This is a genomic window from Sphingomonas sp. CCH5-D11, assembly GCF_001557395.1.
Lineage (GTDB): Bacteria > Pseudomonadota > Alphaproteobacteria > Sphingomonadales > Sphingomonadaceae > Sphingomonas.
Genome location: NZ_LSKH01000026.1, coordinates 1 through 23,666, shown reverse-complemented (window position 1 = coordinate 23,666; position 23,666 = coordinate 1). Strand labels below are relative to the sequence as shown.

Annotated in this window: 25 protein-coding genes; 9 read left to right on the top strand and 16 right to left on the bottom strand. The window is 65.7% G+C overall.

What is annotated here, in order from left to right:
• Window positions 1–7: 7 nt before the first annotated feature.
• Both AX702_RS01875 and ribA read left to right on the top strand, forming a co-directional pair.
• Window positions 8–790, top strand: coding sequence for an exodeoxyribonuclease III (locus AX702_RS01875; RefSeq protein ID WP_066775583.1), 783 nt, complete (start codon window positions 8–10; stop codon window positions 788–790).
• Window positions 787–1,836: a GTP cyclohydrolase II gene (gene ribA / locus AX702_RS22765; RefSeq protein WP_066775581.1), complete on the top strand. Its 1,050-nt coding sequence runs from the start codon at window positions 787–789 to the stop codon at window positions 1,834–1,836. Before AX702_RS01875 ends, ribA begins: the two co-directional genes overlap by 4 nt.
• A 90-nt stretch (window positions 1,837–1,926) precedes the next feature.
• On the opposite strand, the gene AX702_RS01865 is transcribed toward ribA, so the two are convergent.
• Together AX702_RS01865 and AX702_RS01860 are read right to left on the bottom strand one after the other, a co-directional pair.
• The gene (locus AX702_RS01865; RefSeq protein ID WP_066775579.1) at window positions 1,927–2,592 is read right to left on the bottom strand and encodes an HAD family hydrolase; all 666 of its coding nucleotides are present in this window, start codon (window positions 2,590–2,592) and stop codon (window positions 1,927–1,929) included.
• Window positions 2,589–3,248 (bottom strand): YggS family pyridoxal phosphate-dependent enzyme, encoded by a 660-nt coding sequence (locus AX702_RS01860; protein WP_066775577.1) that lies wholly within the window; start codon window positions 3,246–3,248, stop codon window positions 2,589–2,591. Before AX702_RS01860 ends, AX702_RS01865 begins: the two co-directional genes overlap by 4 nt.
• A gap of 58 nt (window positions 3,249–3,306) precedes the next feature.
• Here AX702_RS01860 and AX702_RS01855 point away from each other — a divergent pair, with 58 nt between their 5' ends.
• Window positions 3,307–3,798 (top strand): thiamine phosphate synthase, encoded by a 492-nt coding sequence (locus AX702_RS01855; protein WP_231731689.1) that lies wholly within the window; start codon window positions 3,307–3,309, stop codon window positions 3,796–3,798.
• 73 nt (window positions 3,799–3,871) lie between these two features.
• On the opposite strand, the gene AX702_RS01850 is transcribed toward AX702_RS01855, so the two are convergent.
• Window positions 3,872–4,573 (bottom strand): hypothetical protein, encoded by a 702-nt coding sequence (locus tag AX702_RS01850; protein ID WP_066775573.1) that lies wholly within the window; start codon window positions 4,571–4,573, stop codon window positions 3,872–3,874.
• Between the two features lie 228 nt (window positions 4,574–4,801).
• Here AX702_RS01850 and AX702_RS01845 point away from each other — a divergent pair, with 228 nt between their 5' ends.
• Genes AX702_RS01845 through holA form a run of 4 tightly spaced genes read left to right on the top strand, consistent with a single transcriptional unit; the run spans window position 4,802 to window position 9,292 of the window.
• Window positions 4,802–5,239: a DUF3576 domain-containing protein gene (locus AX702_RS01845; RefSeq protein ID WP_066775600.1), complete on the top strand. Its 438-nt coding sequence runs from the start codon at window positions 4,802–4,804 to the stop codon at window positions 5,237–5,239.
• A gap of 8 nt (window positions 5,240–5,247) precedes the next feature.
• Window positions 5,248–7,770, top strand: coding sequence for a leucine--tRNA ligase (gene leuS, locus AX702_RS01840; protein WP_066775571.1), 2,523 nt, complete (start codon window positions 5,248–5,250; stop codon window positions 7,768–7,770).
• Window positions 7,767–8,279 carry an LPS assembly lipoprotein LptE gene (lptE, locus tag AX702_RS01835; RefSeq protein ID WP_066775569.1) on the top strand — a complete coding sequence of 171 codons (513 nt, stop codon included), beginning with the start codon at window positions 7,767–7,769 and terminating at the stop codon, window positions 8,277–8,279. The genes leuS and lptE overlap by 4 nt, the downstream gene beginning before the upstream one ends.
• Window positions 8,276–9,292 (top strand): DNA polymerase III subunit delta, encoded by a 1,017-nt coding sequence (gene holA, locus AX702_RS01830; protein ID WP_066775567.1) that lies wholly within the window; start codon window positions 8,276–8,278, stop codon window positions 9,290–9,292. Before lptE ends, holA begins: the two co-directional genes overlap by 4 nt.
• A gap of 251 nt (window positions 9,293–9,543) precedes the next feature.
• On the opposite strand, the gene AX702_RS01825 is transcribed toward holA, so the two are convergent.
• From AX702_RS01825 to AX702_RS01800, 6 genes are read right to left on the bottom strand one after another with little or no spacing between them, the layout of a single operon-like run.
• Window positions 9,544–10,446 carry a ParB/RepB/Spo0J family partition protein gene (locus AX702_RS01825; protein WP_066775565.1) on the bottom strand — a complete coding sequence of 301 codons (903 nt, stop codon included), beginning with the start codon at window positions 10,444–10,446 and terminating at the stop codon, window positions 9,544–9,546.
• Window positions 10,443–11,225, bottom strand: coding sequence for a ParA family protein (locus tag AX702_RS01820; RefSeq protein WP_066775563.1), 783 nt, complete (start codon window positions 11,223–11,225; stop codon window positions 10,443–10,445). The genes AX702_RS01825 and AX702_RS01820 overlap by 4 nt, the downstream gene beginning before the upstream one ends.
• The gene (locus tag AX702_RS01815; protein ID WP_066775561.1) at window positions 11,222–11,842 is read right to left on the bottom strand and encodes a 16S rRNA (guanine(527)-N(7))-methyltransferase RsmG; all 621 of its coding nucleotides are present in this window, start codon (window positions 11,840–11,842) and stop codon (window positions 11,222–11,224) included. Before AX702_RS01815 ends, AX702_RS01820 begins: the two co-directional genes overlap by 4 nt.
• On the bottom strand, window positions 11,839–13,554 hold the full coding sequence (gene mnmG, locus AX702_RS01810; RefSeq protein WP_066775598.1) for a tRNA uridine-5-carboxymethylaminomethyl(34) synthesis enzyme MnmG: 1,716 nt from the start codon (window positions 13,552–13,554) through the stop codon (window positions 11,839–11,841). Before mnmG ends, AX702_RS01815 begins: the two co-directional genes overlap by 4 nt.
• Window positions 13,555–13,562: 8 nt before the next feature.
• Window positions 13,563–14,834 carry a tRNA uridine-5-carboxymethylaminomethyl(34) synthesis GTPase MnmE gene (gene mnmE / locus AX702_RS01805; RefSeq protein ID WP_066775560.1) on the bottom strand — a complete coding sequence of 424 codons (1,272 nt, stop codon included), beginning with the start codon at window positions 14,832–14,834 and terminating at the stop codon, window positions 13,563–13,565.
• On the bottom strand, window positions 14,834–15,070 hold the full coding sequence (locus tag AX702_RS01800) for a DUF6489 family protein (protein ID WP_066775559.1): 237 nt from the start codon (window positions 15,068–15,070) through the stop codon (window positions 14,834–14,836). Before AX702_RS01800 ends, mnmE begins: the two co-directional genes overlap by 1 nt.
• A gap of 122 nt (window positions 15,071–15,192) precedes the next feature.
• Between AX702_RS01800 and AX702_RS01795 the strand changes: the two genes are divergently transcribed.
• A complete protein-coding gene (locus AX702_RS01795) occupies window positions 15,193–15,894 on the top strand; it encodes a dienelactone hydrolase family protein (RefSeq protein ID WP_066775557.1) in 702 nt (233 codons plus the stop codon).
• Between the two features lie 78 nt (window positions 15,895–15,972).
• Here AX702_RS01795 and AX702_RS01790 read toward each other — a convergent pair whose 3' ends face one another.
• The 3 genes from AX702_RS01790 to cysD all read right to left on the bottom strand — a co-directional run bounded on the left by AX702_RS01790 (window position 15,973) and on the right by cysD (window position 19,707).
• Complete coding sequence (locus AX702_RS01790) at window positions 15,973–16,713, bottom strand: 3'(2'),5'-bisphosphate nucleotidase CysQ (protein WP_066775596.1); 741 nt, start codon at window positions 16,711–16,713, stop codon at window positions 15,973–15,975.
• Between the two features lie 5 nt (window positions 16,714–16,718).
• Window positions 16,719–18,632, bottom strand: a complete 1,914-nt coding sequence (gene cysN, locus AX702_RS01785) for a sulfate adenylyltransferase subunit CysN (protein WP_066775555.1) — start codon at window positions 18,630–18,632, stop codon at window positions 16,719–16,721.
• A gap of 166 nt (window positions 18,633–18,798) precedes the next feature.
• Window positions 18,799–19,707 (bottom strand): sulfate adenylyltransferase subunit CysD, encoded by a 909-nt coding sequence (cysD, locus tag AX702_RS01780; RefSeq protein ID WP_066775594.1) that lies wholly within the window; start codon window positions 19,705–19,707, stop codon window positions 18,799–18,801.
• 75 nt (window positions 19,708–19,782) lie between these two features.
• Between cysD and AX702_RS01775 the strand changes: the two genes are divergently transcribed.
• Entirely contained in the window at window positions 19,783–20,742 is a 960-nt protein-coding gene (locus AX702_RS01775) for a helix-turn-helix transcriptional regulator (RefSeq protein WP_066775553.1), read from the top strand.
• An 18-nt stretch (window positions 20,743–20,760) separates the two neighbouring features.
• Here the strand turns inward: AX702_RS01775 and pdeM are convergent, their stop codons facing one another.
• The 4 genes from pdeM to AX702_RS01755 all read right to left on the bottom strand — a co-directional run.
• Window positions 20,761–21,423, bottom strand: coding sequence for a ligase-associated DNA damage response endonuclease PdeM (gene pdeM, locus AX702_RS01770; protein ID WP_066775551.1), 663 nt, complete (start codon window positions 21,421–21,423; stop codon window positions 20,761–20,763).
• 170 nt (window positions 21,424–21,593) lie between these two features.
• Window positions 21,594–22,457, bottom strand: coding sequence for a MipA/OmpV family protein (locus AX702_RS01765; RefSeq protein WP_066775549.1), 864 nt, complete (start codon window positions 22,455–22,457; stop codon window positions 21,594–21,596).
• A 73-nt stretch (window positions 22,458–22,530) separates the two neighbouring features.
• Window positions 22,531–22,947, bottom strand: coding sequence for a DUF2141 domain-containing protein (locus AX702_RS01760; RefSeq protein WP_066775546.1), 417 nt, complete (start codon window positions 22,945–22,947; stop codon window positions 22,531–22,533).
• The coding region (locus tag AX702_RS01755; protein WP_156455313.1) for a sterol desaturase family protein at window positions 22,886–23,666 on the bottom strand (781 nt) is incomplete at its 5' end. The genes AX702_RS01755 and AX702_RS01760, both read right to left, overlap by 62 nt.

Below are 23,666 nucleotides of genomic sequence, written 5' to 3'. Positions count from 1 at the left end.
CGCGCGGGTGAAGATCGTCAGCTGGAACATCAATTCGGTCCGTTTCCGCATCGCCATCGTTGAGCAGTTCCTGCGCGAGGCTCAGCCGGACATCCTGTGCCTGCAGGAGACAAAGGTCATCGACGCCGACTTCCCGGCCGAGGTCTTTCGTCAGCTCGGCTACCAGCACATCCTGCTTCATGGCCAGCGGATGCATCATGGCGTGGCGATCATCAGCCGCGTGCCGATCACCGAGGACGATCGGCTGGATTGGCAGGCCAATCGCGAGGCGCGGCATATCGGCGTGCGGCTGGAAAACGGCGTCAGGCTGGAAAATGTCTATGTCCCGGCCGGCGGAGACGTGCCCGACCGCGAGGTGAACCCGAAGTTTGGGCAGAAGCTCGATTTCGTGCAACGCATGACCGAATGGTCGCAGTCGCTCGACTGCCCGACGATCCTGACCGGCGACTTCAACATCGCGCCGCTGCCCAGCGACGTATGGAGCCACAAGGCGCTGCTGAAGGTCGTCAGCCATACGCCGATCGAGGTGGAGGCGCTGGACCGGCTGAAGGCATCCAACGACTGGGTCGATCTCGGCCGGCATTTTCATCCCGCGCCCGCGCGACTCCATACCTGGTGGAGCTATCGCTCGCCGGACTGGACGAAGAATGATCGCGGGCGGCGACTGGATCACATGTGGGCCACGGGGAATGTGGCGAAGGCGGCGCAATCCCACCATGTGTACGAGGCGTGCCGCAGCTGGCTGAAGCCATCCGATCACGTCCCGATCATGACGGAGTTCGCCTTTTGACCGACCCGCGCCAGACCGCCCGAGCGATCGACGCATTGCGCCGCGGCTGGCCGATCCGCATCGGCGCGCTGGCGCTGCTGCCGATCGAGACGGCCGATCCGGTGCGGCTGGATGCGTTCGATCCCGAGCGGCAGGCGCCGGTTCTGCTGTCCGCCGGCCGGGCCGAGACGCTGAAGCTGGCCAACCAGCTCGAGGCGGCGGTGCCCGACGCGCCGGTGCTGGTGGATCGGGCGCCTTGGATCGATTTCGCGACGGCTACCGCACTGGCGGATCCGCAGCTCGACCTCGCGACGCCGCTGAAGGGACCGTTTCGCGCCATCGCCGTGACGGCGCGCGATGATGCCGCGGCGGCGCTTCGGCTGGCGCGCATCGCGGGCATGTTGCCGGCCTTCTTCGTTCTGGAGGGCGGTGCCGCCGAGGTTACATTGTCATCGGCCGAGATCGACGCGCACGAGGATGCTGTTCGGCTGACCATAGCCGCGCGTGCGCGGTTGCCGGTCGCCCATGCCGAAGATGCCGAAATCGTGGCGTTCCGGACGCCGGAAGGGCCGGGCGAGCATGTCGCCTTGCTGATCGGCACCCCGCAGGGAGAGCCGCCGCTGGTGCGCCTGCACAGCGAATGCCTGACCGGGGATGCGCTGGGCAGCCTCAAATGCGATTGCGGGCCACAGCTGGATGCGGCGTTGAAGGCGATCGCCAAATCGGGGTGGGGCATCTTGTTGTATCTTCGCCAGGAAGGGCGGGGGATTGGTCTGGTCAACAAGCTGCGCGCCTATGCCCTCCAGGATCAGGGCTTCGACACGGTGGATGCCAATACGCGGCTCGGCTTCGCAATCGATGCGCGCGATTTCGGCGTCGCGGCGCGGATGCTCGATTTGCTCGGGCAGCGCGAAATCCGGCTGTTGACCAACAATCCGGGCAAGGTGGCCGGGTTGGAAGTGCGCGGCATCACCGTCACGGAACGGGTGCCGCACTTCCTGCCGACGAACCCGCACAACGAGCATTATCTCGCCACCAAGCGCGACCGCACCGGGCATCAGCTATAAGCGTGTCCGTCCTGAGCTTGTCGAACGCACGTTCTTCGGCAGGCTCGACGCGAACGAAGAAGATCGTTCACGCCGGTCAGCGGCAGGGCGTCAGACCTGCAACAGCCGCCTGACCTCATCAAAGTCATGCGCGATCGCGTGGACGCCGATCTCGCGCAGCCTCGCGTCATGGCCAGGCGTGCAGTGCAGCCCCGCGCACAGGCCGATGACATGCCCGCCGCTCGCCACCGCGCCAGTCGCGCCAACCGGTGAATCCTCGAGGATCGCGCACCGCTCGATCGAAACGCCGAGCTGGCGCGCGCCATACAGGTACAGGTCCGGCGCTGGCTTCCCCCGGGTGACATGCTCCGCACCCGAATAGATGTGGTCGCCGAACACGTCCGACAGGCCGAGATGCGCAAGATGCGTGCTGATCCAGCGCGTCGAGCTGGAGGAGACGACCGCCTTGGGCAGATCGGCGGGCAGGCTGCGGACAAAGGCGATCGCGCCGGCGACTTCCTCGATCCCCTTGGCCAGCACGCGCTCGTTCTCTGCCATGCGCGCCTCGCTCCAGTCGTCGGGCAGCGGCCCACCGATGAAGGATTCCACGCGGTCGAGGAAGTCGCAGCCGGACAGGCCCATGAAATTGGCCATGGACTGCTCCGGCGTGATCGGATGCCCGCGCTCGGTGAGGAAGTCGGCAATGTGCTTGTTGCCGAGATACTCGCTTTCGATCAGCACTCCGTCGAAATCGAACAGCAACGCGTCGAACTTCATGCGCGGGCTCCGAACAGCGCTGAGCCGATGCGCACATGCGTGGCGCCGATCATCACGGCGGTCTCGAAATCGTCCGACATGCCCATGCTGAGCCCGCCGATGCCTTCGTCGCGCGCGAGCTTCGCCAGTAGCGCGAAATAGGGCGCGGCCTCCACCTCGACTGGCGGCAGGCACATCAGCCCCGCGACCGGCAGGTCGGCACTGCGCGCTTCCGCCAAGAGCACGGGCAGGTCAGCGATCGCGCAGCCGCCCTTCTGCGCTTCCTCACCAATGTTCACCTGGATGAAGCAGGCGGGGCGACGATCTTGCGCGTCCATCGCCCTGGCCAGCGCGGTGATGAGCGAGGACCGGTCCACCGCATGGATGGCATCGGCCATCGCGACCGCATCGCTCGCCTTGTTGGATTGCAGCTGACCGATCAGGTGCAGCCGCGCGTCCGGATATTTCTCACGCAGGGCGGGCCATTTGGCCTCCGCCTCCTGCACGCGGTTCTCCCCGAAGTCGCGGTGGCCGGCGGCGAGCAGGGGCTCGATCGCATCGGCAGGGTGCGTCTTCGATACGGCGATCAGGGTAATGGCGGCAGCATCGCGCCGCGCCAGCTTGGCGGCATGGGCGATGCGCCCGCGGATGGCATCAAGGCGGTCGTCGGCTTGCATCGGCGGGGCTATACGGGCGGCGATGCCGCGCCGCCACCCTGTCCCGACGCTATGGTTGATGACGGACGAGCGCATGGGGGATGATCTGTGGCGCGCGGTGCGCCAATTGCCGCGGGGCGGAGGAATCGTCTTCCGGCATCACGCGACAGCGCTTCCCGAACGGCGGCGGTTGTTCGCTCGATTGCTGCGCCTGGCGCGTTCGCGCGGGCTGATCCTGATCCGCGCGGGCGATGTGCCGCTGGCGGGGGAAATGGGCGTCCATCGCGGGTGCGGACCGGGAATGACGACCTGGCCGGTGCATGACGTGCGCGAAGCCCGGCGCGCCCGGCAGGCGAGGGCAAGCGCGGCATTCATCTCGCCCGTCTTCGCGACGCGATCACACCCCGGTGCCGACAGCCTGGGGCGACGCCGAGCAAGGTGGCTGGCGCTGATGCTGCCGATGACGCGAATCGCGCTCGGCGGGATGGACGCGCGACGATTTCGGGCAATGCCGGGCTTTGACGGCTGGGCAGCCATCGATGCGTGGCTCCCACCGAACAGCCGCGCGTGACGTGATCAGGAGATCAGCTCTGCGGCGCATATGATAGCGCACCGCAAAGCGCCGTTTAGAAGCGGAACGCCGTTTAGAAGCGGAACGCCGTTCCTACGTACACCGCCTGGCTGTCGCGGCGATCGTCGCTGAAGCGCGCGAGGCGTTCACGTTCGGACTTGTAGCGCATGCCCGCGGTCAGATCGATGTTCCGGGTGAGCGAATAGGAACCGCCCACGTCCAGCGAATAGCTGGGCCCATCCTCCACCAGCTTGGGCGCACCGGGAAGTGCGCGATCGGCCCCGGCCTGAACCCGGCCGGTGAAGCGCGGCAGAGAGTAGCTGACCGCGACATCGGCAGCCTCACGCCCGCCGGGCTGACCGGCCAGGTCGATCTTTGCCACGTCGCCAGTTACCGCGAAGCGCTTCCACCCGACCGAAACGCCCAGATTATAGGCGACCGGCACCAGGCCGACCGTCGGCGCAACGGCGGCGGCGCGGCCGGCATCGGCGATCTGGCTGGAGCGGGCACGAACGGCGACCGTTACCGGCCGGTTGCCCTGGCGATTCTCCGAAGGCGTGAAGCGGAACTCGCTTGCGCCGAGCCCGCTGCGGGCGAATGCCGCCGCCAGCCGCGGATCTGCCGCAGCAGGGGTAAATCCGCCCAGCGCCCGCGATGCGACAGGCCGCTTGGTCGCTACCCGGTCCGGCTCGGAGGCGCCAATGGCAGGCGCAATGGCAATCGCCGCGGCAATCGCCACGACAGAACCGCCAAAAAGCGCACGTACCGCGTCCACAGAATCCCTCCGACCCTTGGAAACGCATCTAGCACGATTCGTTCGCGCCTCGCCATGTGCATGTGTTGCTTTTGGCGGAGGTGTTGCATGCTTTCCACAATAGCGAAGCCGCTAACCATGTTCGCGGTTCCACGGGACCGGCGGCAGCAGCCCTCCACCGCGAACTTGCGAGCATAGGCCATGCTCTATAGAGGTCAGGACCACGATTTTTCCATCAGGACGATGCCGATGTTCCGCCCGTTGCGTTCCGCGCTGGTCGTTAGCGCTGCCCTTGCCGTTGCTGCCTGTGGTGGTGGCCAGAAGCGGCCGGAGGCGGATCTCGCCGCCAGCCGTATCACCACCATCGGGGTGAACAGCTATCTGTGGCGTGCCTCGCTCGACACGCTCAGCTTCATGCCGCTGCTACAGACCGATTCCAACGGCGGCGTCATCGTCACCGACTGGTATGTGAACCCGCAGACGCCGACCGAGCGGATGAAGGTGACCGTCACGATCCTCGATCAGGATCTGCGCGCCGACGCCGTGCGCGTCGCTGCGCTGCGTGAGGTGAACCAGGCTGGCCAGTGGGTGAGCGCGCCGGTCGCTGCCGCCACGACGCAGAAGATGGAAGACATCATCCTGACCCGCGCGCGCGATCTGCGCCGCGCGTCGTCGGCTTCCAACTGAGCTCAGGCATGAGCCCCAGCAACGGCCAACGTTTCAACGCGCTCGCCGCCGATGCCCGCTGGCAGCGGGTATGGGACGAGCGCGCCACCTTTGCCGCCGACGATCACTCGCCAAAGCCCAAGAGCTACGTGCTCGAGATGTTCCCGTATCCCTCGGGGCGCATCCACATGGGGCATGTGCGCAATTACACGATGGGCGACGTGCTGGCACGCTTCCGCCGGATGAACGGCATGGAAGTGCTCCACCCGATGGGGTGGGACGCGTTCGGCATGCCGGCCGAGAATGCCGCGATGGAGAAGGGGGTCCACCCCGGCGGCTGGACGCGCGACAATATCGCCACGATGAAGGCGCAGCTGAAGCGGCTGGGCTTCGCGCTGGACTGGACGCGCGAATTCGCCACCTGCGACCCGGAATATTACGGGCATGAGCAGGCGCTGTTCCTGAAATTCTACGAGGCGGGGCTGGTCTATCGCCGCGAAAGCGCGGTGAACTGGGATCCGGTCGACATGACCGTGCTGGCCAATGAGCAGGTGATCGACGGGCGCGGCTGGCGTTCGGGCGCTTTGGTCGAGAAGCGCAAGCTGAACCAGTGGTTCCTGAAGATCACCGCCTTTGCCGACGACCTGCTGTCGGGGCTGGGCGAGCTGAAGAACTGGCCGGACAAGGTCCGCCTGATGCAGGAAAACTGGATCGGGAAGAGCCAGGGGCTGACCTTCCGTTTCGCGCTTGGCGATGCGGCCGGCACGAACGAGGGCGTGGTTGAGGTCTATACCACCCGCCCCGACACGATCTTCGGCGCGAGCTTCGTCGCGGTGGCGGCGGATCATCCGCTGGCGCAGCGCGTGGCGGCTGACGATCCCGCGGCGCAGGCGTTCATCGAGGAATGCCGTCGCGGCGGCACGACTGCGGCCGAGCTGGAGACGCAGGAGAAGCAGGGGTTCGACACCGGGCTAAAGGCCACGCATCCGTTCGATCCGTCGCTTCAGCTGCCGGTCTACATCGCGAACTTCGTGCTGATGGATTATGGCGTCGGCGCGGTGTTCGGCGTGCCGGCGCACGACCAGCGCGATTTCGAATTCGCCACCAAATACCAGCTGCCGATCCGCCGCGTGGTGTCGGACGGGGCGAAGGACGAGCCGGAGTTCGACGGCACCGAGGCCTATACCGGGCCGGGCACGCTGGTGAATTCGCACTTCCTCGACGGCATGGACGTCGAGGATGCCAAGCGCGAGGTGATCCTGCGCGCCGAGGCAGGCGGCTGGGGTGAGGGCACCACGGTGTTCCGCCTGCGCGACTGGGGCATCAGCCGCCAGCGTTACTGGGGCACGCCGATCCCGATCATCCATTGCGAGGCCTGCGGCGCAGTGCCGGTGCCGGGCGACCAGCTGCCGGTGGAACTGCCCGAGGACGTGAGCTTTGCGACGCCGGGCAACCCGCTCGATCGCCACCCCACGTGGAAGCACGTCGATTGCCCGTCCTGCGGCAAGCCAGCGGTGCGCGAGACCGACACGCTCGATACGTTCGCGGATTCGTCCTGGTATTTCATCCGCTTCGCCAGCCAGCCGAGCGACAAGCCGTTCGATCGTGCGGTGGCCGAGCAATGGCTGCCGGTGAATCAATATATCGGCGGGGTGGAGCATGCGATCCTCCACCTGCTCTACGCGCGTTTCTGGACGCGGGCGCTGAAGGCGGTCGATCTGATCGACGTCGCGGAGCCGTTCGCCGGCCTGTTCACGCAGGGCATGGTGACGCACGAGACGTACAAATCGTCTGACGGTCGCTGGCTCTCGCCGGGCGAGATCGAGGGTGGCGTCGAAGTCTCGACGGGGCAGCCGGTGACGGTCGGCCGCATCGAGAAGATGTCCAAGTCGAAGAAGAACACGATCGATCCCGAGCCGATCGTGGATCAGTACGGCGCGGATGCGGTGCGCTGGTTCATGCTCTCCGATTCTCCGCCCGAGCGCGACCTGGAGTGGAGCGAGAACGGCATCGAGGGCGCATGGCGCTTCGTGCAGCGACTGTGGCGCCTGATCGGCGACGATAGGACTGGTGAGGGCGATGATGTGGCGCTGCGCAAGGTGGCGCATCGCACCGTCAAGGGCGTCGCCGAGGCGATCAAGGGGCTGCAGTTCAACAAGGCCGTGGCGCTGATCTACACGCTCGCCAACGCGATCGAGAAGGCGCAGCCGTCCGCGGATCGCACGGCGGCGCTCGGCACGCTGCTGCGGCTCGTCGCGCCGATGGTGCCGCATCTCGCCGAGGAAGCCTGGGCGGCGCAGGGGCATGAAGGGCTGGTCGCGGACGCCGATTGGCCCGTCGTGGACCCCGCGATGCTGGTGGACGACGAAGTCACCGTCGCCGTGCAGGTCAATGGCAAGCTGCGCGACACGCTGGTGATGCCAAAGGGCGTCGCGCGCGAAGTCGCCGAAGCGCAGGCGCTGGCCTTGGACAAGGTGATCCGCGTGCTGGAGGGCAAGGCCCCCAAGAAGGTGATCGTGGTGCCTGATCGACTGGTGAATATCGTCGCATGAAGCGGCGCCTCGCCCTTGCCGCCGGCGCCGCCGCCATGCTGACGCTCGGCGGGTGCGGGCTGAAGCCGCTCTATTCGGGTGGCGGCTCTGGCGCCGTCGCCAGCGCGCTTGGCCAGGTCGAGGTGGCGCCGATCGAGGGCAAGGCGGGGTGGCTGGTCACCAATGCGCTTCGCGATCGCCTGGGCGCCGTTCCGGCGGGCCAGACCGCGCGTTACCGGCTGGAGATCAAGCTGGATGACGAGATCACCGGCCTCGCCATCCGGCGCGATGATTCGGTGGCGCGCGAGCGGCGGACGTTGCGGGCGCGCTATCAACTGGTCGAGCTGGATCGGAACGGTGTGGTGCTGGACGCGACGGCCGGGTCCGATGCGGGGATAGACGTGGTCGGGTCCGATTATGCCACGATCGCGGCCGAAAGTACCGCGCTGGAGCGGCTCTCAGAGCGCGTCGCAGACCAGATCCTGATGCGCCTCGCGGTCTATCTGGGGCGTACGCCCACCGCCCCATGAAGGCGACGGAAGCCCGCCTGAAGGCGGCGCTGGACCGGCCGCCTGCCGATATCCGGCTATACCTGCTGTTCGGCCCTGACGAAGCCGGTGCCTTGGCGCTTGCCGATCGTCTGCCTCGTGCGCTCGGCACGGATGCGGAGCGGGTCGATCTCGAAGGCGCTGCCTTGCGCGGGGATCCGGCACGGCTTGCGGATGAGGCCGCCTCGCTTTCACTGTTCGGGACGGCGCGGCACATCCGGGTCACGGCCGCCGGCGATGAGAGCCTCGCGGCCGTGACCGCGCTGCTCGAAGCGGATCGGGCGGGCAATCCGGTGGTGATGATCGCGCCATCGCTGAAGGCGACATCAAAGGTGGCGAAGCTCGCGCTCGACTCTCCGCTCGCGCTGGCGCTTGCCTGTTATGTCCCCGGCGGTGATCAGCTTGAAGGCATCGCAAACGAAATTGCGCGTGAGAATGGTCTGCGGCTGGGCGCCGGGGTGGCACGCCGCCTCGCGCAGGCCGGCGGCGGCGATCGCGCGGTGATGACGCGCGAGATCGAGAAGCTGGCCTTGTATCTCGACGCCGCCGTTGATCGTCAGAAGGAATGCGAACTCGATACGCTGGATGCGGTCGGCGCGGATCTGGGCGATGCGGAAACAGGTGACGTGATCAACGCGATCATCGGCGCCGAACCTGCCGTTCTGGGCGAGGCGCTTCGGCGCTTCGACGAGGCGGGAACCTCGCCGGTGCCCTGGCTGCGCGCGCTCGCTCGGCGGCTGGCAACGCTCGCTGAGATGAAGGGCGAAGTGGTGAATGGCGGCGATATCGCCGGCGTCATGAAGCGGCACCGCGTCTTCTTCAAGGAAGAGGCCGCGACATCTGCTGCCCTGCGTCGCTGGTCGCCACAGGCGCTGTCACGCGCGCTGGCACTGGTCCGCGCGGCCGAACGCGATGTGATGGCCGGATCAGGGGGCGCGGGCGATGTGCTGGCCGCGCAGGCGATGATGGAGCTCGCCGTCAAGCTTCGCCGCTGAGGCGAAGCGCAATCAAGGTCACGTTTGGGCCTCGCCCTCTGGCCGGCCTCTGGGTCAGGGAGTGAGATCCTGCTTTGTAACGCCTGGCAGGTTCAGGCAGCCGCGGGCCGCAAACCTCTAGCTGTCCTGTGCGCGGACAATCGGATCTCGCCACAGGATGGGCAGGGCGCCGCGAAGGCGTAACCACTACCTTCCCCGGCAACGCTCCCGAAGATCGTCGAGATACGTGGATCAGGCCGCCGGACGTCCGGTCAGATCGGCTCACCGCTCAGCCGCTGACACAGCATGTCGAGCTGATCCAGCGTGCTGTAATCGATCGTCACGGCACCACCGCCAGCGCCAAAGGTGATCTTCACCCGCAGTCCGAGAAGGTCGCCAAGCTGACGCTCCAGCGCGGCCACATCGGCATCGCTCGCGCCCTGACCCACCTGATCCGGACGCTGACGGGCCGGCTTCCGCACGGACTCAGGCTTGGCAGTCTGGGCGAGCTTCTCGGTCTGGCGAACGGACAGGCCCTTGATGACGACCTGCTCCGCCAGCTGTTCTGCGTCAGGCGCGCCGATGATCGCCCGGGCGTGGCCCATGCTGAGCGAGCCATCCACCACCCGCGCCTGAACCGTCTTGGGCAGGTCGAGCAGCCGAAGCAGGTTCGCGACATGGCTGCGCGACTTGTGAACGGTCTTGGCCAGTACCTCCTGCGTATGGCCGAACTCATCGACCAGCCGGCTATATGCTTCCGCCTCTTCGATCGCGTTGAGATCCTGCCGCTGGATGTTTTCGACCAGCGCGATCTGAAGCGTTTCGCTATCAGAATAATCGCGAACGACGACTGGTACTTCGTGCAGCCGGGCGCGCTGTGCCGCGCGCCAACGGCGCTCGCCGGCGACGATCTGATAATTGTGGCCATGCGGGCGCACGACGATCGGCTGGATTATACCCCGCTCCGCAATGGAGGCGGCGAGTTCGTTGAGCGCATCCTCGTCAAAATGGCGGCGGGGCTGATCCGGATGCGGCGCGATCGCGCTGACCGGGATCAGGCGAACGCCGGCAGGCGGGCTGCCACTGGTGTCTGCCGGCGAATCGTCCCGCGCAATGTCGCCCAGCAGCGCGCCCAATCCCCGGCCAAGGCCGCCGCGGCGCTTCGTATCAGTCATGCTGCAACCTCTTCGGTATGGGGCAGGCGCGCGATCAGCTCCCGCGCGAGCGCAATATAGGCCTGCGATCCGCTGCAGCGGTGGTCGTAGATCAGTGCGGGCAAGCCATGGCTTGGCGCTTCCGACAGGCGCACATTGCGCGGGATCACGGTGTCGAACACCACCTTGCCAAGCACGGCGCGAACATCCGCCGACACCTGTTCCGTTAGTCGGTTCCGGCGATCGTACATGGTCAGCGCGACGCCGATGATAGACAGCGACGGGTTGAACCGCGCGCGGATGCGCTCAACAGTGGTGAGCAGCTGGCTCAGCCCTTCCAGCGCGAAAAACTCGCACTGAAGGGGCACGAACAGCGAATCTGCGGCCACCATCGCATTGATGGTGAGCAGCCCAAGGGACGGAGGGCAGTCGATCAGGGCGATGTCCCACCGAGGGGAGGCGGCATCAAGCGCACGGTGCAGACGATGCGTGCGGTGCTCAAGCTCGACCAGCTCGATCTCGGCACCGGAAAGGTCGACCGTCGCGGGCAGCACGTCGAGGCGCGGCACGCCGGTTCGCACGGCCGCCTCATCGACGGAGGCCTGGTCCACCAGGACGTTATAGCTGGAGGCCTGCCGCTGGGCCTGCGTAATGCCGAGACCCGTGGAAGCATTGCCTTGCGGATCAAGGTCGATCAGCAAGACGCGCTTGCCGGTGGCTGCAAGCGCTGTCGCAAGATTGATCGCCGACGTGGTCTTGCCCACGCCGCCCTTCTGATTGGCAACTGCAATTCGGATCATCGGCGCTGCCTCACATGACGGGCGCTGACGATGCCGGCTTCGGGGCTGGTGATGCTTTGTTCCACGTGGAACAATCCCTCAAAGCGGCGGCGCGCCTCGTTCACTTCTGTCGTGGCCGATTGTCCCTTCGGGAGCAAGTAAAGCGTGTCCATGGATGCGATATGCGCGGTCGATTGCAACAATTCCGATAATGACGCGACCGCCCGCGCCGAAATCACCGCGGCTGAAAGCGCCACAACCCGCTCCACCTTCGCCTGGTACACCGTGACACGGTTCGACAAACCTTCGTCTGCCAAGGCAGACGCCAGGAACTCCGCGCGCATCCGCCGCGGCTCGATGAGGCCCACCGACCGCTCAGTGGCGAGGGCGATGATCATGCCGGGGAAGCCGGCACCCGTCCCAACATCGGCCCACAAGCCGGGCTGATCACCAGCCAACGGGAGGAGCTGCGCGGAGTCGAGAACGTGTCGTTCCCAGATGGCAGCCAGCGTCGGCTTGGCGACCAGATTCTGCCGCTCACTTTCGTCAGTCACCCGCGCAACGAAACGCGCGAGCCGGTCCATATACGCTGTGCCGACGATCGCCTCTACGGCCGCTTGTGCATCGTCCTCGCTCATCGCCGCGCCTTTGCATCGAGCCACAGGGCGGTCAGCGCTGCCGGTGTTACCCCGCGAACGCGCGACGCCTCGCCCAGCGTGTTCGGCCTTGCCGTTCGCAAACGCTCCCGCATTTCGTTCGACAAGCCGGCGATCCGGTCAAGGTCGGCGCCCGCTGCGATGATCACACGATCATCGTGCTTCATCCGCGCGATCTCCGCCGCCTGGCGTGCGAGATAGGGCGCATAGCGAACGTCTTCTTCATGCTCGCGGATCAGATCAGCATCGACACCCTCGGCAGTCGATCCGGCTTTCAGCCGCGCGCGCTGTGCCATTCGATTAGCGATATGGGCGCGGCGTTTCACCGACAGCAGCCCCAGCGCTTCTGCACTTTCCGACAGGCGCGTCTCGGCATTATCAGCCCTCAGGGCTAGGCGATACTCGGCGCGTGCGGTCAGCATACGATAGGGTTCGCTGATGCCCTGAAGCACCAGATCATCGACCATCACGCCGATGTAGCTGGCACTGCGGTCGGGGAGGAGCGGGGCCAAGCCAAGCGCCGCACCAGCGGCATTGGCACCAGCTACCAGCCCTTGCGCAGCGGCTTCCTCATAGCCCGTCGTGCCATTGATCTGACCCGCCAGATACAGCCCCGTCAGGTTCGGCAAGGCAAGCGTCGCATCGAGGGCGCGGGGATCGATGTGATCATATTCGACCGCATAGCCGTGCATGGTGATGCGCACCTGCTCCAACCCCACGATGGTGCGCAGAAATGCTTCCTGAACGTCCGCGGGCAGGGATGTGGAAATGCCATTCGGATAGACGATTGGATCGTCCAATCCTTCCGGCTCCAGGAAGATCTGATGCCCGTCGCGATCTCCGAAGCGACGAATCTTGTCTTCGATCGACGGGCAATAGCGTGGGCCTTGCCCCTCGATGGCGCCGGTCTGCAACGGCGAGCGATGCAGGTTCTCGGCGATGATCGTATGAGCGGCCTGGCTGGTCCGCGTGATCGCACACGCCAATTGCGGCAAAAGGCGCTCACGCGTCATCGGCGACATGGTCCAGGGATCCACGTCCGACGGCTGCGGTTCCAGTCGCGCCCAGTCGATCGTGCGGCCGTCGAGGCGCGGTGGAGTGCCGGTCTTCAGCCGAGCCATCGGAAGCTTCAGTTCGCGCAATTGCGCCGCCAGCGGAAGGGCCGAGGCCTCATCAACCCGTCCGCCTGACTGCTGCTCTTCGCCGCGAAACAACTTGCCGCCGAGGAACGTGCCGGTCGCGAGAACGACGGCACGTCCGCTCACGTCTTCGCCCGAGGATAGGGCGACGCCCTCCACCCGATCCCCCACCACGATCAGGGCAACCGCTTCGCCAGCGATAATCGTGATGCCCGCTTCAGCTCCGATCATGCGTCTGATCGCAGCAGCGTACAGCCGGCGATCCGCCTGAATCCTGGGGCCTTGGACCGCGAGTCCCTTGCTCCGATTGAGCATACGATGGTGAATGGCCGCGGCATCTGCCGCTCGCGCCATCAGGCCGTCACAGGCATCCACCTCGCGCACCAGATGGCCCTTCCCCAAGCCACCGATAGAGGGATTACAGGACATCGCACCGATGCGACTGGGATCATGGCTGATGAGGGCGACGCGCGCGCCCCGGCGCGTCGCCGCCGCCGCCGCTTCCGTGCCAGCGTGACCGCCACCGATCACGATAACGTCAAACGATTGTTCCACGTGAAACACTACTTTCCGAGGCAAAAACGGCCGAACAATGCATCCAGCATCGCTTCCGTCGCGTCGATGCCGAGCAGGCCGGCGAGCGCGCGAGACGCTGTACGTACTTCTTCTGCGCGCAACAACAAGTCACCGTCATCGCTGAAACGCGCCAGTGCAGCCCGCGCCGACGCTAGCGCTTCTCGCTGCGTCTCATGAAACGTTGCGCCCTTGGCGTCACCCAACACCGATGAGCCGCGCTCTTCAATAACAGCCCACAATCGGTCGATGCTCGCGAGGTCGCGGGTAGATGTTCCAACCGCCGCTGACGGAACCGCCGGACGTTGATCAGCACGAGCGTGCACCGCAATGGCGCGCGGGTCAGGTGAAGGATCGTCACTCAGATCCAGGATGATATCCGCTGCGGCGAGGGCCTCACGCGCACGAACGATGCCGATCTGTTCGATGGGGTCGTCCGTCTCGTCGCGCAGCCCGGCCGTATCGGTGAGCAGGTAGACGTTCCCGCGCCGCACCACGCTCGCCTCCACCCGGTCCCGCGTCGTGCCAGCGATCGGAGAGACGATGGCAGCCTCTCGGCCGATCAGGGCATTCAGCAGCGATGACTTGCCGGCGTTCGGCGGCCCGACCAGAACCACCCGAATGCCATCGCGATATCGTTCGACCGAGGGGCGGGCGAGCACCCGATCCAACTCCGCTACAAGCGCCTCGACCTCCTCCTCGATCGACCGGAGGTCGATTGGCGTGACGTCGTCTTCGTCATCGAAATCGATGCCGGCCTCGATCAGCGCCGCGATGCGGGACAGCGCGTCCATCCATCCGGTGATCATCACGCTCACCGCACCGTCCGCGCTTTCGATCGCCATCCGCCGTTGCTGCTCGGTCTCCGCCTCGAGCAGGTCCGCCAATCCCTGCGCCTGGATAAGATCGATGCGGCCATTTGCGAGTGCGCGCCGCGTGAACTCGCCCGGCTCCGCCAGCCGCAGCCCGGGCAGGCATCCCAGCGCCCGCTCCACCGCCGCCACAACCGCACGTCCGCCGTGAAGGTGCAACTCGACGAGATCCTCGCCAGTTGCGGTGGCGGGGCCCGGGAAGATCAGGACCAGCGCCTGGTCCAGCACCGCCCCCTTATGGTCCGTCAATCGTCGCAGTGCAGCCCGGCGGGGCGCGGGGAGCGATCCGGCAAGCTTCGTGGCCGCTGCCATCGCATCGGGGCCACTGATGCGCAAAACGGCGATTGCGGCGGGCGGGCGGCCGCTGGACACCGCGTAGATCGTGTCCATCAACCGCCGGGCTTGGTCGCGGTTTCGAACATGCGCCGCCACATCGCGGTGCCGGCTTCGCCCATCGGCGCCCAGCTTTTCATGATCGCCTCCAGCGCTTCCGGCGCCTGCGTGCTTTGTTCCAGCGACTTTTGCAGCAGCGCGACATAGCGATCCTGCAAAGGGGCGAGATCGGGCAGGCCCATGAACCGCCGCGCCTCTTCCGGTGAACAATCGATTTCGATGGTGACCTTCATTGATCACGCTCCCTTGAGCAGTCCCCGCAGGGACGATAGCGTCACTGACGCGCCATCTATGCCCGTTATGCGGCTTTCATCGCAACCGCATCGCGGGTCAACATCAACTGAGAGGATTGCACATGGGTGAGATGATCGACGCCACGGCATTGAACGGCGAAGGTATGTTCAAGGCCTATCGCGCGGACCCGAGCGGAACGCCGACCGCCGCGATCATCGTCATCCAGGAGGTGTTTGGCGTGAACCCCGGCATTCGCCAGAAGTGCGACCGGCTGGCGGAGCAGGGATATCTCGCCATCGCGCCTGACCTGTTCTGGCGGATCGCACCCGGCGTGGAGCTGAACCCCGATATCCCGGCCGAGCTGCAGCGCGGACTCGACCTGTTCGGCCAGTTCGATCAGGATGCCGGCATCCGCGACATTGAGGCGACGATCCATCAGGCGCGCCAGCTGCTCGGCGGCACCGGCAAGGTTGGTGCGGTCGGCTATTGCCTCGGCGGTCGCCTGGCGTTCATGACGGCGTGCCGGACGGACATCAATGCGGCGGTCGGCTATTACGGCGTCGGCATTGATGGCCTGCTGGGTGAAAAGCACGCCATCGCGCATCCGGTGCTGCTGCACATCGCCGGTGACGACGGCTTCGTCGACAAGGCGACGCAGCAGAAGATGCATGAGGGGTTGGACGACCACCCAAAGGTGACTTTGTACGACTACCCCGGTGAGGATCACGGCTTCGCGACTGAGATGGGCGATCGCCGTTCGGAAGAGGCCGCCCAGCTAGCGGATGACCGGACCGCCGCCTTCTTCCGCGAGCATTTGGCCTGATGACGGCCGCGGATCGCTTTCCCTTGATCGGGAAGGCGATCCGCTATCGGCAGCCGTCCGGCGCCGGACGGCCTCAGCTCAGGCGGCTGCTTTCGTTTCCGTGATGAGCGACAGGATCTGCGCGGCAAGCGGCTTGGGGCAGATGAGCAGGTCGGGAAGGTAAGAGTCTTCCTGATTGTACACCAATGGGCTGCCGTCGATGCGCGAGCAATGCAGCCCGTGCGCCAGCGCCACCGCGACCGGTGCCGCCGAATCCCACTCGAACTGGCCGCCCGAGTGAAGGTAGATATCGGCCTCGCCGCGCACCACTGCCATCGCCTTGGCCCCGGCCGAACCCATCGGGACCAGCGTCGCGCCCAGCCGTTCGGCAACGCTCACAGCTTCGGCAGCCGGCCTTGTACGGCTAACCAACATACGAAGCGGGCTTCCCGGTGCGGGAACGGCCTGTGGCTGATCGGATCGAAGCACCATTCCGGCACCCGGCAGCGCCACCGCGCCAACGGTTGCAACGCCATCGATCGTCAGCCCGACGTGAACCGCCCAGTCCTGCCGCGCTTCGCCATATTCGCGCGTGCCATCCACCGGATCGACGATCCACACTCGCGATTTGCCGAGCCGCTCGCCATCGCACTTCATTTCTTCGGACAGCAGGCCATCGTCGGGCCGTGCTTCGCGGATGGCATGAACCAGGAACTGGTTCGCCGTCTGGTCGCCGGCCTTGCCCAGCGCCTTGGCCGAAAACACGCTGGATTCCCGCACTTCCAGCAGGATCCGACCGGCGGTTTCCGCCAGATGCGCGGCCAGCTCCGCATCGGTCATGTCGGTCATGGAATGATCCTCTTGATGATCAGCTCGGCTGCTTCATCGGGCGTCATCGCCGTGGTGTCGATGCGGATCTCGGGATCTTCCGGGGGTTCATAGGGGCTATCGATACCCGTGAAGTTGGCGAGCTGCCCCGACCGTGCCTTGGCATACAGGCCCTTCACGTCGCGCTTCTCCGCCTCCGCCAGCGGCGTGTCGATATGAACCTCGATGAACTCGCCCGGCTGCATCATCTGGCGCACCATCTCCCGCTCTGCGCGGAACGGAGAAATGAAGGCGGTGATCACGATCAGCCCGGCATCGGTCATCAGCCTGGCGACTTCGCCGACACGCCGGATGTTTTCCACCCGATCGGCATCGGTGAAGCCCAGGTCCTTGTTCAACCCGTGGCGCACATTGTCGCCGTCGAGCAGGAAGGTGTGGCGGTTCATCCGCACCAGCTTCTTTTCCACGACATTGGCGATGGTGGATTTGCCCGCCCCGGACAGGCCGGTGAACCACAGCACCACCGGCTTTTGATTCTTCAGGCTGGCGAGCGTGTCGCGGCTAACATCGGTCGGTTGCCAATGGATGTTCTGCGATCGCCGCAGGCTGAAGTGCAGCATGCCAGCCGCCACAGTGGCGTTGGTCAGCTTGTCAACCAGAATGAAGCCGCCGAGCGCCCGGTTGGCCGCATAAGGCTCAAACACCAAGGGCTTGTCGGTGGAAAGGTTGGCAACGCCGATGGCGTTCAGGTCCAGCGTTTTGGCCGCCAGCTGCTCCAGCGTGTTGACGTTGACCTGATATTTTGGCGCCTGAACCGTCGCGGTCGCGGTCTGTGTGCCCAGCTTCAGCCAATAGGAGCGGCCCGGCAGCATCTCGTCCTCGGCCATCCACACGATCGTGGCCTCGAACTGATCCGCCACCTGCGGCGGTGCGCCAGCGACCGCGATTACGTCTCCGCGTGAACAATCCACCTCGTCGGTCAGGGTGAGGGTGATCGACTGGCCAGCCACCGCCTCGTCCAGATCGCCGTCCAGCGTGACGATGCGGGCGACCTTGGACGTCTTGCCGGAGGGAAGGATGCGGACGGGATCACCGGGCCGGATGGTGCCGGTCGCGACGAGGCCGGCAAAGCCGCGAAAGTCGAGGTTGGGGCGGTTGACCCATTGCACCGGCAGGCGGAACGGTTTTGCCTGATCGGCCTCCGCGTCCAGCTCCACGGTCTCGAGATGCGCGACAAGGCTCGGCCCCGTGTACCAGGGCGTGTTGGGCGAAGGGGCAGTGATGTTGTCGCCCTTGAAGCCGGAGATCGGCATGGCGGTGAACGCATCAAGGCCGATCGATTCCGCGAACGTCCGGTAATCGGCCACGATCTCGTCGAAGATCGCCTGATCATAGCCGACCAGGTCCATCTTGTTCACCGCCAGCACCACGTTTCGGATGCCGATCAGATGGGCAAGATAGGAATGCCGCCGCGTTTGGGTGAGCACGCCCTTGCGCGCGTCAACCAGGATCACGGCGAGATCGGCGGTCGACGCCCCCGTCACCATGTTGCGCGTATATTGTTCATGGCCGGGCGTATCGGCGACGATGAACTTGCGTTTCTCGGTGGCGAAGAAGCGATAGGCGACGTCGATGGTGATGCCCTGCTCCCGCTCGGCGGCGAGGCCGTCGACCAGCAGGGCGAAATCGATCTCCTGACCCTGCGTGCCGACCTTCTTCGAGTCACTCTCGAGCGCGGCGAGCTGGTCCTCGAAGATCATCTTCGAATCATACAGCAGCCGGCCGATCAGCGTCGATTTGCCGTCGTCGACACTGCCGCAAGTGATGAAGCGCAGCAGCGATTTGTGCTGATGACGATCGAGATAGGCGTCGATGTCCTCGGCGACGAGGGCGTCGACCTGATAGACGGATTCTTGGGCGGTGCTGGCCATACTTACCTCGTCATTCCCGCGCAGGTGAGAATCCATGAACTCGATGGTTCGTGATGATTGAGACGGCAGCGCGTGTGGATCCCCGCCTTTGCGGGGATGACGGTGGAGCTGGGGCGACGGTCCTCGCCACTCACGCCAACCTGCTGCAAAGTAATACCTTGCAGCATCAGAAATACCCCTCCTGCTTCTTCTTCTCCATGCTTGCCGAGCCCGCGTCCTTGTCGATCGCACGGCCTTGCCGCTCGCTGGTGGTGGTGAGCAGCATCTCCTGGATCACGTCCGACAGGGTCGCCGCCTCGCTTTCCACGGCGCCGGTCAGCGGATAGCAGCCTAGTGTACGGAAGCGGATCGAGCGTTCGACGGGCGTCTCGCCCTCGCGCAGCGGAAAGCGTTCGTCATCCACCATCAGGAGCAGCCCGTCGCGCTCCACCGTCGGCCGCCGCTCGGAGAAATAGAGCGGCACGATGGGAATGTCGTTCAGCTGGATATATTGCCAGATGTCGAGCTCGGTCCAGTTGGAGATCGGAAAGACGCGGATCGATTCACCCTTCGATTTCCGCGCATTATAGAGGTTCCACAGTTCCGGCCGCTGGTTCTTCGGATCCCAGCGATGGTTGGCCGAGCGGAAGGAAAAGACGCGTTCTTTCGCGCGGCTTTTCTCCTCGTCCCGCCGTGCTCCGCCAAAGGCGACATCAAAGCCGTATTTGTCCAGCGCCTGCTTCAGACCTTCGGTCTTCCACATGTCGGTGTGGAGCGGCCCGTGATCGAACGGGTTGATCCCGCGCGCCTCGGCCTCAGGATTCTTGTAGACGATGAGCTCCATGCCGCTCTCGCGCGCCATGCGATCGCGAAGCTCGTACATCGCCTTGAACTTCCAGGTCGTATCGACATGGAGCAGGGGGAAGGGCGGCGGCGCTGGATAGAAGGCCTTGCGAGCGAGGTGCAGCATCACGGCCGAATCTTTGCCGACCGAATAAAGCATCACCGGGCGTTCGCTCTCGGCGACCACCTCTCGCATGATATGGATCGACTCCGCCTCGAGCCGCTCGAGATGGGTGAGGGTGCGGGCAGTCATGAAATCCCCGATCTGTTTGTCGGGAAGATGGCAGCAGCGGGATGACAGCAAACCTCCCATATGGGAGTATGCGTCATGGCACTCGCGCCGGCCGACGAAACCGATCTGTTGCTCCCGTTGCATGATGGCGTTCATGAGCAGCACCCCTGGGCAACGTTCCTCTCGCGCCTCCGCCAGCGCGTGCGCGCCGACAGTGCCGCCATTATCGTCAGCGCCGGCCCGGATGCGCCAGACGTGCACTTTGCGGCATTGGCGGGGCAAGGCGGCAGCGGCGACCGCGCGTGGCGCCGGCAATTGCGGCCGGGCCGCGTCTACGCCATCGATCGTGACCAAGGCTTTGGCCGCATCGTGCGCGTGGGTGAGGTCGGGGGCGCCTCTGCCTGGCTCATTGTACGCCGACAGGAGCGCGACTTTACCGCCGCGGACGGCGCCTTGCTCACGCGGCTCGCGCCGCATCTCGGCATATCCCTGCGTACCCGCCGGGCGCTCGACCGCTCACGTGTTGAGCTCGCTTTGTCCGAACAGGCGCTGCGCCGCGCCGGTGTCGGCTGGGTAGGTTTCGACGCCGACGCGCGGCTATTGTCCATGTCGTCTGGCGCGCAGGCGGCGCTGGGTCCCCGTTGGCTCGCCGTCGGAGTGAGCAGCAGCGTCGCGGCCGCTCTTCAGGAAAATGCCGTGAAAGTCATGCGGGTGCGGGGAGATATGCCGCACTGGCTGCTGTTGATACCCTGTTCGGCGGAACCATCGACGACCGGTTCAGGCGCAGCGGTCATCGGCCTGATGGCTATTCCCCGGAACGGCGATCAGGCGGCGCGTGCCGCCGCATTGTCGGCGATCTTCGCCCTGCCGCCCAGCGAGGCGCGGCTCGCCGCCGCGATCGCCGGCGGGGCGAGCTTGAGCGAGGCTGCCGCGCAGCTTGGCCTGACGCTCGAGACGGCGCGCAATTATTCCAAACGCCTGTTCGCCAAGACGCGGACGCGTGGTCAGGTCGATCTGGTGCGCCTGATCGCGAACAGCGTCGCCGCGCTGGCCTGAGCGCGCCGCTACGCCTGCTCAGGCGGCCAGCGGGAAGCGGAGCAGCCGATCCTCGACCGGGATCAGCGCGTGCGCCGGCCGGCCGACCGCGCGAACGATCTCGGGGTGTGTGGCGTCCAGGCCGCCGGTCAGCGCACCAAAGGCGGGCAGGATCAGCTTCGCGCCCGTCGCCACGAAACACCGCCGCGACACGAGCTTGCCGCGCACCCGGATACGCAGCTTGGGATGATAATGGCCGGACAGTTCGGGCCGCGTCTCGCCCGCCTTCGCCTCGTGCCGCAGCACCAGACCGCCCACTACGGCTTCGTCCACCACATCGCCGCCGCAGCGGTCCACGCCATGTGGATCGTGATTGCCCGTGATCCACGTCCAGCGGGTCGCCTCGGTCAGCGCGCGCAGCATGTCCTGTGCCGCCTCCGGCAGCCGGCTGCACCCCTCGGGATCATGGAAGCTGTCACCCAGGCACCAGACCTCGCGCACGGCCGTGTCCCGCACCAGCGCCGCGAGATCCGCGAGGGTCGCCAGCGAGTCATAGGGCGGCAGCATCTGCCCGCCACGGGCGAACCAGCTTGCCTTTTCCAAGTGAAGATCAGCGACCAGCAGCGCCTGCCGGGCAGCCCAATATAGGGCGCCCTGCGACAGGGGGGTCAGCAATTGGCCGCCGAACGAAACAGGAACCATGGTGCCGCCATGCCCTGTTTCACCTGATCGTTCAACCGCTTGTCGGCGTAGCGCCCCCTGGAAAGCGTTTTCGACAAGGGGGCAACGAGGTGGGGCGCTGCTCCTTGGTGGCGATCAGTTCAGCCCCACCTCCCGGGCCGCGCGCCAGGCGCACGCCCCTCTCCAAACGCTTAGAAGGTGTAGCCCAGGCCCACCGCGCCGATCCACTGATGGCGCGATCCCGCCACGCTGACGATGGGGCTGTCCGCCATGTCGTTGATCAGCTTGCGATAGGTCGCACCGCCGACGATCTTCCATCCCTTCAGCAGATGGCCGCTCAGCGAATAGGTGCCGAGCGCGCCCACCGTCCAGCTCTTCCACCCGCCCCGGCCGCGATAGGCCGGCAGGCCCGACACCGCCGCTTCATCGGGCGAGATGTCGTAATAGGTGCGGATATATTTGGTCTCCACCCGCTCCGCCGACGCGAGCACCGCCACCGCCGCCTTGGTCGACAAGGGGGTGAAATAGGTGATCGTCGGCTGCCAGATGCCGCTGCGATGCACCTTGGTCACATCGTGGCGATAGCTCACGGACACCGACAGCCGGTCATAGGGGCTGGTGATGATCCCGGTCTTGCCGATACCCGCATAGCCGCCGAGCTCGATTGCGGTGTCCCGCTCGCCCAGCGCCTTGACGCGCGGATCGTCGATGCTGGAACGATCGCTGCGCATGAAGTTGATCACGCCGATCGGGCCGAGCTGGAAATCCCAGGTGGAGCCGGACTGGTTGGGGATGAGATCGGCGCTGGCGCGATTGCCGAGCACCTGGAAGTTGATGCCGCCCACCGATCCGATCGCACCCGGCACGGGCGTCCAGCGATAATCGTCTGAGCCTTCGTAGTCGGTGAGATAACCGACGCCCACGCCGACCGTCACGCTGTCGCCGCCCAGCTCCTGCGCGATCGCTTCGGCGGTGGCGGGTGGCGCGGCGTCCTGCGCGCTGGCGATGGTGGGCAGAGCGGCAATGCCGGCGGCAAGGCCGACGAGAATCCTCATTGTCACGGTTTGATGCGTCCCCTCTTCGGTGCGCACCCAACCCGCCGGCAGCAATTTGGCTCCCCGACGTTGCTTACAGGATGTAACGCAGCTTTACGTGTTGCTTTTCAGCATCACTGTTGATGCTGAACCGAGCGGCCGCGAAGCGGGGCGGGCCGAAGCGGATCGGCGGGTTGCGCGAAAAGCCGAAGCCCTCGCGCGGGATGCCGGCAAAGGTATCCAGCTTCTTGTTGCCGTTCTCGTCGTGGATCACCGCCACCGCATAGCTGCCATGGGGCAGGCCATCGAACTGCAGCGTGCCGGTGCCGGCGGAAACCGAGCGCCTGGTCGCATTGTGATCATCAACGCAGGTCGGAAAATTATCGGGTGCAGCGGTCAGACAGATGCGCAACATGCCCTTGTCGGAACGGACCTGGTCGAAATCGACATCAAGCCGCGCGACCGGCGTCGCGCCGATCAGCGCCACCGCGCTGGCTGCGAGCAGCAGCACGCGCCCGTTCCCGCGTGAAATCGCCCAATCCGTCATCCGTGCGGCACAGCCGATCCCAGAACCGGAAATAGAGTCCATAATTGCATCCGTACCGCTCGTGATGGCGCTGATGATGACTGGCAGTGATCAGCCACGCCCCCAATGGCCCCCGCCACATGAACCGCGGGAAAATTTCCCAGCCCATATGGTTGGTCACACCCATAACCGTCATGATCGTCAGCACCAATCCAAGCGCGGCGACATGGATCGGAATGATGAACACCAGTAGCGGAATTACCACAGCCCCGGTCAGCGCCTCGATCGGGTGAAACGCCATCGCCGCCCAGGCGGTCGGCGGCCGGCTGGCATGGTGAACCGCATGGGCGATGCGGAACGGCTTCGGGCGGTGCATCCAGCGATGCGACCAGTAGAACCAGGTGTCGTGGGCGAACAGGAACAGCAGCACCGATAGCGGCAGGTACCAGAGCGGATAAGCGGACGCCTCGGTATAGATCCGGGTCCAGCCGCGGTTCTGCCAGCCCCAGGCGACCACCCCGGCCGGCACGCCATAGATCGCGGCCGACGCGAGGCTCCACCAGATCTCGCGCCGGATCTGCGGATCGAGGCCGCTGTAGAGCCCGGGGTGTTTCGCCCGCGTGGCAAGCGCGAAGGCCCCGCTGGTGATGAGGTAGCGCACGCCGACGATCAGCGTCATCGCGATGGCGGAAAGGGTGATGGCG